Here is a 13,038-nt window from a genome sequence, read left to right as displayed (position 1 = left end):
CAATATTGGCGCGCAATCAGCGCCTGGCTAGGATTCTTGCCACCTCGACTGCAAAGTAGGTGAGGACGCCGTCGCAGCCCGCACGCTTGAACGAGAGCAGGGTTTCCAGCATGGCGCGCTCGCCGTCGATCCAGCCGTTCATCGCGGCCGCCTTGATCTGCGTGTACTCCCCCGAAACCTGATAGGCGAAGGTCGGCAGACCGAAGGCTTCCTTCATGCGCCAGCAGATGTCGAGATAGGGCAGGCCCGGCTTGACCATCAGCATGTCGGCACCTTCCTCCACGTCAAGCGCGGCGTCGCGGATGGCTTCGGTGCCGTTTGCCGGATCAATGTAGTAAGTCTTCTTGTCACCCTTGAGCAGACCGCCGGTGGAGATCGCCTCGCGGTAGGGGCCATAGAATGCCGAGGCGAATTTGGTGGCGTAGCTCATAATACCAACATTCTGGTGCCCGGCAGCGTCAAGGGCGCGGCGGATGGCGCCGATTCTGCCGTCCATCATCTCCGACGGCGAAATGATGTCAGAGCCGGCATCGGCCTGCATGACGGCCGCGCGCGCAACCTGATCGACCGTCTCGTCGTTGACGATCTCGCCCTGTCGCAGGATCCCGTCGTGGCCATGGCTCGTGAAGGGGTCAAGCGCGACGTCGGTGATGACACCGATATTGGGCACCGCCTTCTTGATTGCGATTGTCGCTTGGTTGATCAGATTGTTGGTTTCAAGACTGTTCGAGCCTGTTTCGTCGCGCAGTTCCATTTCGATGTTCGGGAAGGTCGCGATCGCAGGGATGCCGAGATCGGCCGCTTCCTTGGTGGCTTCGACCAGCCTATCCACGCTCATGCGGTTGACGCCGGGCATCGCCGGGATCGCTTCGACGATGCCCGTGCCGGGAACGACGAAAACCGGCCAGATCAGGTCGTCGACCGTCAGGCGGTTCTCCTGCACGAGGCGCCGCGTCCAATCGGCCTTGCGATTGCGGCGCATGCGCCGATGGCCGGTAATCTCGTCGACGAGATGGGTCTTGTCCTGCATGGTGGTTTCCAGCTTTCTGCCATTCCAATTGTCGAAGCGCTCATTATCATGGCGTGGCCGAAATCCAAACCGGACGATTGGCCGCAATGGAGGAGGCGCTGGCGAAGTCGCAACGGCAACCCTATTGTTTGAGACATGGACGCTGATTCTCCGACGATACCTAAGCGGACGCTGACCAGCGTTCTCTTCATCCTGTTCCTGCGGCTTGTCGCCGTTTCCTGCTTCTGGTTCGGATTGCAGTATTGGGCGATGCTCGTCGGCTATTCGCTGGTCGGGGCAGGGCGCTTCGATCTGCTCAGCCTTCCGTGGAAGGTCGCAAGCACCAGCCTCGCCGTTCTCTTCCCCGTCGCCTCTCTCGGTCTATGGCTGGCCGTCTCCTGGGGGCCGGTTATCTGGGTGCTCGCGGCAGGCGGACAGATCATCATGTACGCCTTCATGCCGGAGGTTTTCGGGTCCAACCGGCTGATCGTTTTGCTGCATGCCGCGGTCGTCCTGGTCTACCTGGGATTCCGTGTTGCGCTCTGGTACGAAAAGCGCAAGCGGCGCCGGCAGGTAAGCGTTGATTTACCCTGATACATCTAGGGTTTCCGGTAAGGCACTGTTAAGCCTGCGGTTTAAGTAGAATTTTATTTGTATTCGATAGGGTCTGTCTCAAGGCGGGAAGAAAACCAACACCGCCAAACAAAACAGTGAGGCAGTCATCATGAACACGAAAATCAAGCCGCAGGCGGTATCGAACTTCCGTGACCAGCAGGAACAAGGCATCCGTGATCTTTACATGGAATCCCTTCATCTTGTTGAACGTCTTCACCGCCGTCTCCTCGACGTCATCAAGGACGAGTTCGACCGCCAGGGTCGCAGCGACGTCAATGCCGTCCAGGCACTTCTTCTCTTCAACATCGGCAACTCCGAGCTCACCGCCGGCGAACTTCGCTCCCGCGGTTACTACCTGGGTTCCAACGTTTCCTACAACGTCAAGAAGCTTGTCGATCTCGGCTTCATCAACCATCAGCGCTCGCGCATCGACCGTCGCTCGGTCCGCATCAGCCTGACGGAAGCGGGTCAGGACATCGCTGAAACCGTCGCCAAGCTCTATGAACGTCACGTCGGCTCGATCGACAAGGTTGGCGGCATCGGCTCCGACGAATTCACGCAGATGAACAAGCTGCTTACCCGTCTGGACCGCTTCTGGAACGACCAGATCCTCTATCGCCTGTAATCTCGTAAGCCAACTTCCCTGCTGGCTTATCGGACCTCCAAGGCACGAAAGGGCGCAACGGTATTCCGTAGCGCCTTTTCGCCGTTAGCAGCGTCTAGCTGCCGGGCTGCGTACTCGGTCGCCGACTTGGACAATGACCTCCGCGACGAGCTTGGGGTTTCCCGGGAATCACGCGACGCGGTCGCGACGTCAGCTCTATTTGTTGCAGGCAGTGGGCGGACCGGACGCGCGTAATCCGCGCCTTGTCTGCGAGGTCGTGACATCTTTGCAACGCATGGCAGGCAAGCATAATCGACTGTATTCAAGCCGTTTTTTAGCCGCTATTAACCGCCACATTTCTGTGGATGGATATGGTTCTTTGCGCATCGCCCGCGACCGACGGTTGAGTGTGGTGCAGGGCGACACGAATTGGCCATATTAGCATGTCAGCGGAAATACACGGCAAAGGGCGCTTCCCAAATTGAGGTCTGACAACCTCGCGCTCCCTGCTCGCAATCATGTGATCGCCGGCAGAGAGATTGTGCGATGCGCCGTAGCGACGGGTTGATAGAGAGATCTGCGTTCTCGCAGGGATAGCGAAGGCTGCCGGTCTCTCAAGCGGCGGCAATTTAGTGGTTGGGATGAATGTCGAAGAAAATCGGTACTGAAGCTTTCTCTCGTCGGGCGTTTCTGACGTCTGCGGCAATGGTTGGCGCGGGCGCATTGGCGGCCCCCGCACTCGCGCAATCGGCGATCGACTCGCTCATTAATGCTCCACAACGCGGCGATTGGGACGATCAGTTCGATGCGAAGGCTGCGTCCCGCACCGCAACGGCTGTCGTTTCCAACACGCCGATTCTCGGGCCGCAGTCGGTGCCGAGCATCCAGCAGGCAATCGCCCAGTATCAGCAGATCGCTTCGGCTGGCGGTTGGCCCGAAGTCAGCCCAAGCCAGCAGCGCTTGCAGATCGGCGTGACCGACCCGGCCGTCCAGAGCCTTCGCCAGCGTCTTGCCATCACAGGCGACCTACCGCGCGAGGCTGGCATGTCTTCGGCGTTTGATTCCTATGTCGACGGCGCCGTCAAGCGCTTCCAGGCGCGCCACGGCCTTCCGGCCGACGGCGTCATCGGCGAGTTCACCTTGAAGGCCATGAACATTCCGGCCGATGTTCGTCTGCAGCAGCTGAACACCAACCTCATCCGCATCCAGACCTTCCCGGAAGAGCTCGGACGCCGCCACGTGATGGTTAACATTCCGGCCGCCTACGTCGAGGCCGTGGAAGACGGCAGCGTTGCGACGCGCCACGCTGCGGTCGTTGGCCGTCTCAGCCGTCCGACGCATCTCGTCAACTCGAAGATCTACGAAGTTATCCTCAATCCTTATTGGACGGCACCGCGCTCGATCGTCGAAAAAGACATCGTACCGCTGATGCGCAAGGACCCGACCTATCTCGAGAAGAATGCCATTCGCCTGATCGACGGAAAGGGCAACGAGGTGGCGCCGGAAACGGTGGACTGGAATGCCGAGAAGGCTCCGAATTTCATGTTCCGTCAGGACCCGGGCAAGATCAACGCCATGGCGTCCACGAAGATCAACTTCTACAACAAGAACGGCGAGTATATGCATGACACGCCGCAGCAGGGTCTCTTCAACAAGCTGATGCGCTTTGAGTCCTCGGGCTGTGTTCGCGTCCAGAACGTTCGCGATCTGACGACGTGGCTGCTGCGCGAGACCCCGCCGTGGTCGCGTCAGCAGATGGAGCAGGTCATCACGACCCGCGTCAACACGCCGATCAAGCTCGCCGAAGAAGTGCCGGTTTACTTCGTCTACATTTCCGCCTGGGGCATGCCGGATGGCGTCGTGCAGTTCCGCGACGATATCTATCAGCTCGACGGCAACGCCGAGCTTGCGCTCGACACGACCGCAACCACGGAGCAGCCGGTTCAATAAGTCAATTGGATCGCGTTTGATTTTGAAGAAACCGCGCCTCTCTGGCGCGGTTTTTTGTTGTCCTGTCGGGCATAGAACGCGCGGCGCGTAGATTGCCTAGCAAATGTCGTTCTCCGTATTGCCCTTGAAAGGGCGGGGCGCTAATACCTTCGCGCATTCCAGTTGAGGAGCCCGCTCATGACCAATGCCTCCACCCAGACCTTCTTCAATCGCTCGCTTGCCGATACCGATCCGGAAATCTTCAGCGCGATTGGCAAGGAACTCGGCCGCCAGCGGCACGAGATCGAACTCATCGCCTCGGAAAACATCGTTTCCCGCGCGGTGCTGGAAGCCCAGGGCTCCATCATGACGAACAAGTATGCCGAAGGCTATCCGGGCAAGCGCTACTATGGCGGCTGCCAGTTCGTCGATATCGCTGAAGAACTGGCGATCGAACGCGCCAAGAAGCTCTTCGGTGTCAACTTCGCCAACGTTCAGCCGAACTCCGGTTCGCAGATGAACCAGGCCGTGTTCCTTGCACTGCTGCAGCCGGGCGACACCTTCATGGGCCTCGACCTCAACTCGGGCGGTCACCTGACGCACGGTTCCCCGGTCAACATGTCCGGCAAGTGGTTCAACGTCGTGTCCTATGGCGTGCGCGAAGGCGACAACCTGCTCGACATGGACGAAGTTGCCCGCAAGGCCGAAGAGCATAAGCCGAAGCTGATCATCGCCGGCGGCACCGCTTACTCCCGCATCTGGGACTGGAAGCGCTTCCGCGAGATCGCTGACTCGGTCGGCGCCTACCTGATGGTCGACATGGCGCACATCGCCGGTCTCGTCGCCGGTGGCCAGCATCCGTCGCCGTTCCCGCACTGCCACGTTGCCACGACGACGACCCACAAATCGCTGCGTGGTCCCCGCGGTGGCGTGATCCTGACGAACGACGAAGATCTGGCGAAGAAGTTCAACTCGGCCGTCTTCCCCGGTCTGCAGGGTGGTCCGCTGATGCACATCATCGCCGCCAAGGCCGTCGCCTTCGGTGAAGCGCTGGAGCCGGAGTTCAAGGACTACGCCGCGCAGGTCGTCAAGAACGCCAAGGCGCTTGCGGAAACCCTGATCGCCGGCGGCCTCGATGTCGTCTCCGGCGGCACCGACAACCACCTGATGCTCGTCGATCTTCGCAAGAAGAACGCGACCGGCAAGCGTGCCGAAGCAGCCCTCGGCCGCGCCTACATCACCTGCAACAAGAACGGCATCCCGTTCGACCCTGAGAAGCCATTCGTAACTTCGGGTGTGCGCCTCGGCGCGCCAGCCGGCACGACGCGTGGCTTCAAGGAAGCGGAATTCAAGGAAATCGGCAACCTCATCGTTGAGGTTCTCGACGGCTTGAAGGTCGCCAACTCCGACGAGGGGAACGCAGCCGTGGAAGCAGCCGTTCGCGGCAAGGTGGTCGAGCTGACCAACCGCTTCCCAATGTATGATTACATGGGCTAAGGATAGCGCATGCGCTGCCCATTCTGCGGATCGGAAGACACACAGGTCAAGGATTCACGCCCGGCGGAGGACAATACGTCCATCCGCCGCAGGCGTATTTGTCCCGATTGCGGCGGTCGTTTCACGACCTTCGAGCGCGTGCAGCTGCGCGAGCTGATGGTGTCGAAGAAGACCGGCCGCAAGGTACCGTTCGACCGCGACAAGTTGGTGCGATCTTTCGAGATCGCACTGCGCAAGCGTCCCGTCGACCGCGACCGCATCGAACGTGCGGTATCCGGCATCGTTCGACGGCTTGAAAGCTCCGGCGAAGTCGAGATCAGCTCCGAGCAGATCGGCCTTCAGGTGTTGGAAGCATTGAAGAGCCTAGATGATGTTGGCTTCGTTCGCTATGCCTCTGTCTATCGGGATTTTTCGCATGCCGAGGATTTCGAGAAAGTCATTTCCGAGATCAACGCCAAGATCGCCCGCGATCCCCTGGACAACTAGCTCATGAGCGCTTCGGAAGACGACGCGCGTTTCATGGAAGAGGCGATCCGCCTGGGTCTCCTGCATCTCGGCCAGACATCTACCAATCCTTCCGTCGGCTGCGTGATCGTGCGTGACGGTCAGATCGTCGGCCGTGCAGTGACGGCAGTCGGCGGGCGTCCCCATGCCGAACCGCAGGCCCTGGCCGAAGCCGGCGAACTGGCGCGCGGCGCCACCGCCTATGTCACGCTCGAACCCTGCTCGCATTACGGCAAGACACCACCCTGCGCGGAGGCGCTGATTGCCTACGGCATTGGTCGTGTGGTGATAAGCGTCACCGATCCGGATCCGCGTGTCTCGGGCAGGGGCATTGCCATGCTGCGCGATGAGGGGATCGAGGTCGAGTCAGGAATTCTCGAAAAGGAAGGCAAGCGTTCGCTTGCTGCTTACCTCACACGGCAGACGAAGAACCGGCCCTATGTGACTCTCAAGCTTGCGGTTTCCGCTGACGGCATGATCGGAAGAAAGGGCGAGGGGCAGATTGCGATCACCGGGCCTGCGGCACGGGTAGAGGTGCAGAAGCTGCGCGCCGAAACCGATGCGATTCTGGTTGGGATCGGGACTGCGATCGCCGATGATCCCTTGCTCACCGTTCGCACGCCTGGACTTGAGGCCCGCTCACCGGTTCGTGTCGTGCTCGATGAAGATCTCTCTTTGCCCTTGGACAGCAAGCTGGTCGCTACGGCCAAGCAGGTGCCATTGATCGTCGTCGCGGCCGAACCGCCCCGCTTCGACAATAGCGAGGACGAGGCCTTTCTCGCACGACGAGACGCTTTGGATCAGGCTGGCGTCGAAGTGGTCCAATGCAGTCCCTACCGGCCCGACCAACTGCTGCCTGCACTAGCATCGCGCGGAATTTCTTCGCTTGTCATCGAAGGCGGCGCGCGGACGGCGAAGCTTTTCCTGGATGCCGGTTACATCGACCGCATCCTCCTCTATCAAGGCCCTGCGGTGATCGGGCAGGACGGTATTGAATCGCCGGTCCAGAAGACCGATATGCCATCGGGATTCCTGCACAGGGGCACCTTCATGTTTGGCGACGATCGCCTGGACGAATACGAAAGAGAGCTTTGATGTTTACCGGAATTGTCACCGACGTCGGCAAGATCGAATCTGTTTCCCCATTGAAGGAAGGCATCAAGCTGCGTGTCGCCACTGCCTATGATCCGGCGACCATCGACATGGGCGCCTCCATCTCGCACTCCGGTATCTGCCTGACGGTGACCGGCCTGCCCGGCGAGGGCAGCAACGGCCGCTGGTTCGAGGTCGAAGCTTGGGAAGAGGCTCTGCGCCTGACGACGATCGGGACGTGGAAGGAAGGTACCCGCATCAATCTCGAGCGCTCGCTGAAGATCGGCGACGAACTCGGCGGCCACATCGTTTCCGGTCATGTTGATGGCAAGGCCGAGATCCTCTCGGTGACGGAAGAGGGCGATGCGACGCGCTTTCGCCTGCGTGCGCCTGAGCATCTCGCCAAGTTCGTTGCACCTAAGGGCTCCATCGCTCTGGATGGCACGTCGCTCACCGTCAACGCGGTGGACGGTACCGATTTCGACGTCCTGCTGATCCGTCACACGCTTGAGGTCACGACCTGGGGCGAACGCAAGGCAGGCGACTTCGTCAATTTCGAAGTCGATACCATGGCGCGCTATGCCGCTAGGCTGGCGGAGTTCCCGACCGCGAAAGCAGAATAACCTCTCCATTATAGTTGCATCGCTGGACTTCGCGAAAGCCGAGCTTGTGCGCCAGGCGCAGCGAGGGATCGTTCCCCGGGTCGATAATGCAGGTCATTGGCTTGGAGGGGAACCGCTCTTCCGCCCAGGCGATCAGCGCCGTGAGCGCTTCGCTGGCGTAGCCGTGCCCTTGCGCGAAGGGCATCAGTCCCCAACCGGTCTCCAGAGTGCCTTCCGTGGAAACGGGGTGCATATCCCGTTTCATATCGAGGAAGCCTGCTTCCCCGATGAAACGCCCTGACTGCTTTTCCTCGATCGCCAGAAATCCGAAACCTATGTGATGCCACATGCCGGCGACACGCAGCATGCGTGCCCAGGCCTGTTCGCGGGTGGAGGGGACACCTCCGATGAAGCGCACCACCGCTTCGTCGCTCCACATCGTCATATAGTCAGAAAAATCGTCAACGGTGTGCGGACGTAGCAGCAGTCGCGCCGTCTCGATGGTAGGAATGCTGGTCATCTTGAAGTGTTCCCTCGGATGGAGGTCAAGCACCCGGCTCGCCGTCCCAGTAGTCCAGCTTGCCATGCTCGCTGCCGATAAAGCGAAAGCGGTTCGCTTGTCCCTCGTCGCGATTGGTCTTGGCGAGAAACTTTCCGGAATCGGGATATTCGACAATCTCGGTTTTCGCCATTGTCGAAATGCCGAGGTAGATCAGAGGCGTCGAACCAGTGTTGATGATCTGGTGGGCGGTCTCTTGTCCCCCGGCTGGAGCGCCGAGCGTGTCACCCTTCCGGATCGGATAGCGATCAGGACCGAAACGATATTCGCCGGTGCCTTCGATGACGAAAAACAGCTCATCCTCCACGTGATGGTTGTGGAATGGACAGCTGGATTTGCCGGGCGGGACCTCGTTGTAGCTTATGCCGAGACCTGCAAGGCCGAGAAGCGAGCCGAATGAGACATCCGTCCCTTCGTACAGATCCCCTTGCTTCCAGTGCTCAAGCTTCAAATCAGCGACGTTGATGACGGGCTTCGATACGCCGGACATTGTCTTCTCCTGTTTCCGGAGAAAAGGCATCATCCTGCGAGAAAATACAACCCGCAAAGCATCGTGACGGGCGACAGTCTTCCGCTGTCGCCCTTGACCTTATCGATAGTAGACCGTGATACCGCCGTTCGCGGCCTGATCAGCGTTGACGATGTTCCCGAGCAGCACACCTCTGGCGTTGAGCTGATGCATAAGGGGTTTGTTGACGGCAATGGCCGCACGGATCACTTGGATGTCGTGGACACTGTGTGCGGCAAATGAATTGGGCGCTCCGATATTTTTCGAACTGCCGTGGTCGGCCACCTGCCGAATATCGAGATTTGCGCCGCTGAAGCTGCGGAGCGTTCGTTCGATGCCCGACGGGGTCGTCATGTCGAGACTTTCGGCACGGCTGGCATCTGCAAAGGCAAGGGTAGCGACTGCGGAGGCGATGGCTGCAATGCGATTCATGGGGTATCCTTTCATCTGCTCTGACGATCGACCGTCGGCAGTGGATCGTCAGCGTTACGCAGATGAAATTGGTAATCGGATCATCCGCCTTCAATTCATAAGTATCTGGAATTTAGTCACATATTGTTCATGCGAATTGCCCTTCATTTGCCATCTTCGAGGCGCCGGTCCGACGCCGGCACAAAATGACGCAAGAATTGCCCGCTCCGCCGTTGCCGGGATTCCGGATTCGGCATCCAACCATGGTCGGAATTTGCTTGCCATTCGGGTCGCGGCGTGTTTTGACCGCGGCCTGCCGAATGGTGAAGTCCTCTAGCTACTGAAGGTGAAGCATGGCGCGAGAAACCGCTCCCCACATTTTGATCGTCGAAGCACGCTTCTACGACGACATGGCCGATGCCCTGCTTGAAGGCGCGACCTTCGCCTTGAAAGAGGCGGGCGCGACCTATGAGGTCGTCACCGTTCCGGGCGCTCTCGAGATTCCGGCGGCGATTGCCATGGCGCTCGACGGAGCAGATAATGAGGGCACGCAGTATGATGGGTACGTCGCCCTCGGTATGGTCATCCGCGGCGAGACCTACCATTTCGATATCGTGTCGAACGAATCCTCTCGCGCGCTGATGGATCTGGCCGTGAGCGAATCCCTTGCCATTGGTAATGGCATTCTGACTGTTGAGAATGACGATCAGGCCTGGGCTCGCGCCCGCCGTTCGGACAAGGACAAGGGCGGATTTGCCGCCCGCGCAGCTCTTACGATGATAGAGCTGAAGAAGAAGTTGGGTGCATAACGAATGAACAACGAGAACTCGGAGCGTCCGGTCAAGGCTGCAAACCAGCGAGGTGCTGCGCGCCTTGCTGCCGTTCAGGCGCTCTACCAGATGGATATTGGCGGCACCGGCGTGCTGGAGATCGTGGCTGAATACGAGGCGCATCGCCTGGGCCAGGAACTTGACGGTGAGACCTATTTGAAGGCCGACCCCTCCTGGTTCCGCTCGATCGTATCAGGCGTCGTGCGGGAGCAGCGTCGCCTTGACCCAATGATTGCGTCCGCCTTACAGGACGACTGGGCGCTGTCGCGTCTCGATAGCACGGTCCGCGCGATCCTCCGTGCCGGCGTCTTCGAGATTCTCGAACGCAAGGATGTTCCCGTTGCGGTCATCGTGACGGAATACGTCGAAATCGCTCAGGCCTTCTTCAGCGACGATGAGCCGAAGCTCGTCAACGCCGTGCTTGACCGCATCGCAAAGCAGGTGCGCGGCGAAGCCAAGAAGTAGCGTTCTGCCGGGTCGGCAGGCCCGACCTCCAAGAATCCTCCGTTCCCATTGTGCTGCAAGGGCTTTTGGCTCTTACGGGCTTGACGCGCCGTTTTCCTCCACGCAATCTCCGCCCGGCGTTGCAGCATTTCTGTGGGAGGAAATCGAGTCGGCGTATTCGCAGCCGGAGAGGGAGTGAGCTCCGGCTCTTTTGGAGGAAAGAGCGAAATGAGCATTCTTTTATGGGTAATAGCATGCGGTCTGCTCTCGGTGGTCTATGCCATCTGGGCAACCCGGTCGGTGCTTGCCGCCGATCAGGGTAACAAGCGCATGCAGGAAATTGCAGGCTATATTCGTGAGGGTGCGCAGGCCTATCTGACGCGCCAGTATAAGACCATCGCAATCGTCGGCATCGTCGTTTTCATTGCAGCCTGGCTGCTGCTCTCCGGCACGGCTGCAATCGGCTTCCTCATCGGCGCTGTTCTGTCAGGCGCTGCTGGCTTCATCGGCATGCATGTCTCGGTGCGCGCCAATGTTCGCACGGCGCAGGCGGCATCCCAGAGCCTGGCCGCCGGACTTGAGATTGCATTCAAGTCGGGTGCCATCACCGGGCTTCTGGTGGCCGGTCTCGCGCTCCTTGGCGTGTCGATCTACTACTACGTGCTGACTGTCGTGCTTGGGCACGAAGGCAGCTCTCGCGAAGTCATCGATTCCCTCGTCGCGCTTGGCTTCGGTGCGTCGCTGATTTCGATCTTCGCCCGTCTCGGCGGTGGCATCTTCACCAAGGGCGCTGACGTCGGCGGTGACCTCGTCGGCAAGGTCGAAGCGGGTATCCCGGAAGATGATCCGCGCAACCCCGCGACAATTGCCGATAACGTCGGCGACAACGTCGGCGATTGCGCTGGCATGGCAGCTGACCTTTTCGAAACCTACGCCGTATCCGTCGTCGCGACCATGGTTCTCGCCGCAATCTTCTTTGCCGGCGCACCCGTTCTTGAATCGGCGATGCTCTACCCGCTTGCGATCTGCGGCGCCTGCATCATCACCTCGATCATTGGTACGTTCTTTGTCAAGCTCGGCAGCAATGGCTCGATCATGGGCGCCCTTTACAAGGGTCTCATCGTCACCGGCCTGCTGTCGATCATCGGCCTTGGCGCAGCGACATCACTAACCATCGGCTGGGGTTCGATTGGCTCGGTCGGTGGCGAGGACATTACCGGCACGCATCTCTTTGTCTGCGGTCTGATCGGCCTGCTCGTCACAGCACTGATTGTTGTCATCACCGAATATTACACCGGCACCAACAAGCGCCCAGTCAATTCGATCGCCCAGGCCTCTGTGACCGGCCATGGCACGAACGTCATCCAGGGTCTTGCGGTGTCGCTGGAATCGACAGCCCTCCCGGCGATTGTCATCGTCGGCGGCATCCTGGCGACTTATCAGCTCGGCGGCCTTTTCGGCACCGGCATCGCGGTTACCGCCATGCTCGGCATTGCCGGCATGATCGTTGCTCTCGACGCTTTCGGTCCGGTGACGGACAATGCCGGTGGCATTGCGGAAATGTCCCACCTGCCGCCGGAAGTACGCAAGTCGACCGACGCGCTCGACGCAGTCGGCAATACGACGAAGGCCGTTACCAAGGGCTATGCGATCGGTTCCGCTGGCCTCGGCGCCCTGGTTCTGTTTGCGGCCTATTCCTACGACCTCAAATACTTTGCCGCCAACGGCGACAAGTACCCTTATTTTGCAGGTATTGGCGACATCTCCTTCGATCTTTCCAATCCTTACGTCGTTGCCGGACTGATCTTCGGTGGTCTCATTCCTTATCTCTTCGGTGGCATCGCGATGACCGCCGTCGGCCGCGCGGCCGGCGCAATTGTCGAAGAGGTTCGCCGTCAATTCAAGCAGAAGCCCGGCATTATGGCAGGGACCGAGCGTCCAGACTATGGCAGGGCGGTTGACCTGCTGACCAAGGCAGCCATCCGCGAGATGGTCATTCCTTCGCTTCTGCCGGTTCTTGCCCCGATCGTCGTGTACTTTGGCGTATTGATCATCTCGGGCTCGAAGGCTTCCGCTTTCGCGGCGCTGGGCGCATCGCTGCTCGGTGTTATTATCAACGGCCTGTTCGTCGCGATCTCGATGACCTCGGGTGGTGGCGCGTGGGACAATGCCAAGAAATCCTTCGAGGACGGCTTCGTCGACAAGGACGGCGTTCGCCATATGAAGGGCTCCGACGCGCATAAGGCATCGGTGACCGGCGACACGGTCGGCGACCCCTACAAGGATACGGCTGGTCCTGCCGTTAACCCGGCGATCAAGATCACCAACATCGTCGCTCTTCTGCTTCTCGCCGTCCTGGCTTGAGGCACATCGCCGAAACTAAAAACCCGCCGGAGCGATCCGGCGGGTTTTTCTTTGAGAGTTCGCTCCCGCT

The 13,038-nt window shown here is 59.8% G+C and carries 14 protein-coding genes; 10 read left to right on the top strand and 4 right to left on the bottom strand.

From position 1 onward, the window contains the following. Positions 1-16: 16 nt before the first annotated feature. Positions 17-1,030: a porphobilinogen synthase gene (gene hemB / locus AC1DE4_RS07395; RefSeq protein ID WP_018116894.1), complete on the bottom strand. Its 1,014-nt coding sequence runs from the start codon at positions 1,028-1,030 to the stop codon at positions 17-19. 135 nt (positions 1,031-1,165) lie between these two features. Here hemB and AC1DE4_RS07390 point away from each other — a divergent pair, with 135 nt between their 5' ends. The 7 genes from AC1DE4_RS07390 (at position 1,166) to AC1DE4_RS07360 (ending at position 7,873) form a co-directional block, all read left to right on the top strand. Next, positions 1,166-1,603, top strand: a complete 438-nt coding sequence (locus tag AC1DE4_RS07390; protein WP_169681039.1) for a DUF6163 family protein — start codon at positions 1,166-1,168, stop codon at positions 1,601-1,603. 130 nt (positions 1,604-1,733) lie between these two features. Then, positions 1,734-2,249, top strand: a complete 516-nt coding sequence (gene ldtR, locus AC1DE4_RS07385) for a transcriptional regulator LdtR (RefSeq protein ID WP_018116896.1) — start codon at positions 1,734-1,736, stop codon at positions 2,247-2,249. Between the two features lie 624 nt (positions 2,250-2,873). Beyond that, positions 2,874-4,178: a L,D-transpeptidase family protein gene (locus AC1DE4_RS07380; protein ID WP_018859192.1), complete on the top strand. Its 1,305-nt coding sequence runs from the start codon at positions 2,874-2,876 to the stop codon at positions 4,176-4,178. Between the two features lie 177 nt (positions 4,179-4,355). Continuing rightward, entirely contained in the window at positions 4,356-5,654 is a 1,299-nt protein-coding gene (gene glyA / locus AC1DE4_RS07375; protein ID WP_018859193.1) for a serine hydroxymethyltransferase, read from the top strand. Between the two features lie 9 nt (positions 5,655-5,663). Next, positions 5,664-6,140 (top strand): transcriptional regulator NrdR, encoded by a 477-nt coding sequence (gene nrdR / locus AC1DE4_RS07370; protein WP_007531462.1) that lies wholly within the window; start codon positions 5,664-5,666, stop codon positions 6,138-6,140. A gap of 3 nt (positions 6,141-6,143) precedes the next feature. Then, positions 6,144-7,253 carry a bifunctional diaminohydroxyphosphoribosylaminopyrimidine deaminase/5-amino-6-(5-phosphoribosylamino)uracil reductase RibD gene (gene ribD, locus AC1DE4_RS07365; protein WP_477880805.1) on the top strand — a complete coding sequence of 370 codons (1,110 nt, stop codon included), beginning with the start codon at positions 6,144-6,146 and terminating at the stop codon, positions 7,251-7,253. Next, positions 7,253-7,873 carry a riboflavin synthase gene (locus tag AC1DE4_RS07360; protein ID WP_018859195.1) on the top strand — a complete coding sequence of 207 codons (621 nt, stop codon included), beginning with the start codon at positions 7,253-7,255 and terminating at the stop codon, positions 7,871-7,873. Before ribD ends, AC1DE4_RS07360 begins: the two co-directional genes overlap by 1 nt. Here AC1DE4_RS07360 and AC1DE4_RS07355 read toward each other — a convergent pair. The 3 genes from AC1DE4_RS07355 to AC1DE4_RS07345 form a co-directional block, all read right to left on the bottom strand. Next, complete coding sequence (locus AC1DE4_RS07355; RefSeq protein ID WP_169681033.1) at positions 7,836-8,372, bottom strand: GNAT family N-acetyltransferase; 537 nt, start codon at positions 8,370-8,372, stop codon at positions 7,836-7,838. The two genes, AC1DE4_RS07360 and AC1DE4_RS07355, sit on opposite strands and share 38 nt — an antisense overlap. 25 nt (positions 8,373-8,397) lie before the next feature. Continuing rightward, positions 8,398-8,901, bottom strand: coding sequence for a cupin domain-containing protein (locus AC1DE4_RS07350; protein WP_018859197.1), 504 nt, complete (start codon positions 8,899-8,901; stop codon positions 8,398-8,400). Between the two features lie 99 nt (positions 8,902-9,000). Next, positions 9,001-9,351 (bottom strand): hypothetical protein, encoded by a 351-nt coding sequence (locus AC1DE4_RS07345; RefSeq protein ID WP_169681031.1) that lies wholly within the window; start codon positions 9,349-9,351, stop codon positions 9,001-9,003. Positions 9,352-9,683: 332 nt separating this feature from the next. Between AC1DE4_RS07345 and AC1DE4_RS07340 the strand changes: the two genes are divergently transcribed. The 3 genes from AC1DE4_RS07340 (at position 9,684) to AC1DE4_RS07330 (ending at position 12,968) form a co-directional block, all read left to right on the top strand. Then, complete coding sequence (locus tag AC1DE4_RS07340) at positions 9,684-10,139, top strand: 6,7-dimethyl-8-ribityllumazine synthase (RefSeq protein WP_016553506.1); 456 nt, start codon at positions 9,684-9,686, stop codon at positions 10,137-10,139. Positions 10,140-10,142: 3 nt separating this feature from the next. Further along, the gene (gene nusB / locus AC1DE4_RS07335; RefSeq protein WP_018116902.1) at positions 10,143-10,625 is read left to right on the top strand and encodes a transcription antitermination factor NusB; all 483 of its coding nucleotides are present in this window, start codon (positions 10,143-10,145) and stop codon (positions 10,623-10,625) included. 207 nt (positions 10,626-10,832) lie between these two features. Next, the gene (locus tag AC1DE4_RS07330; protein ID WP_018859200.1) at positions 10,833-12,968 is read left to right on the top strand and encodes a sodium-translocating pyrophosphatase; all 2,136 of its coding nucleotides are present in this window, start codon (positions 10,833-10,835) and stop codon (positions 12,966-12,968) included. Positions 12,969-13,038: the final 70 nt, after the last annotated feature.

The organism is Rhizobium sp. 10N414 (genome assembly GCF_056394785.1).
This window is presented reverse-complemented; position numbering and strand designations above follow the sequence as displayed.

Bases quoted from the DNA above. Each gene is read 5' to 3' on its own strand.
- hemB (WP_018116894.1), bottom strand. From the start codon at position 1,030: ATGCAGGACAAGACCCATCTCGTCGACGAGATTACCGGCCATCGGCGC.
- AC1DE4_RS07390 (WP_169681039.1), top strand. From the start codon at position 1,166: ATGGACGCTGATTCTCCGACGATACCTAAGCGGACGCTGACCAGCGTT.
- ldtR (WP_018116896.1), top strand. From the start codon at position 1,734: ATGAACACGAAAATCAAGCCGCAGGCGGTATCGAACTTCCGTGACCAG.
- AC1DE4_RS07380 (WP_018859192.1), top strand. From the start codon at position 2,874: ATGTCGAAGAAAATCGGTACTGAAGCTTTCTCTCGTCGGGCGTTTCTG.
- glyA (WP_018859193.1), top strand. From the start codon at position 4,356: ATGACCAATGCCTCCACCCAGACCTTCTTCAATCGCTCGCTTGCCGAT.
- nrdR (WP_007531462.1), top strand. From the start codon at position 5,664: ATGCGCTGCCCATTCTGCGGATCGGAAGACACACAGGTCAAGGATTCA.
- ribD (WP_477880805.1), top strand. From the start codon at position 6,144: ATGAGCGCTTCGGAAGACGACGCGCGTTTCATGGAAGAGGCGATCCGC.
- AC1DE4_RS07360 (WP_018859195.1), top strand. From the start codon at position 7,253: ATGTTTACCGGAATTGTCACCGACGTCGGCAAGATCGAATCTGTTTCC.
- AC1DE4_RS07355 (WP_169681033.1), bottom strand. From the start codon at position 8,372: ATGACCAGCATTCCTACCATCGAGACGGCGCGACTGCTGCTACGTCCG.
- AC1DE4_RS07350 (WP_018859197.1), bottom strand. From the start codon at position 8,901: ATGTCCGGCGTATCGAAGCCCGTCATCAACGTCGCTGATTTGAAGCTT.
- AC1DE4_RS07345 (WP_169681031.1), bottom strand. From the start codon at position 9,351: ATGAATCGCATTGCAGCCATCGCCTCCGCAGTCGCTACCCTTGCCTTT.
- AC1DE4_RS07340 (WP_016553506.1), top strand. From the start codon at position 9,684: ATGGCGCGAGAAACCGCTCCCCACATTTTGATCGTCGAAGCACGCTTC.
- nusB (WP_018116902.1), top strand. From the start codon at position 10,143: ATGAACAACGAGAACTCGGAGCGTCCGGTCAAGGCTGCAAACCAGCGA.
- AC1DE4_RS07330 (WP_018859200.1), top strand. From the start codon at position 10,833: ATGAGCATTCTTTTATGGGTAATAGCATGCGGTCTGCTCTCGGTGGTC.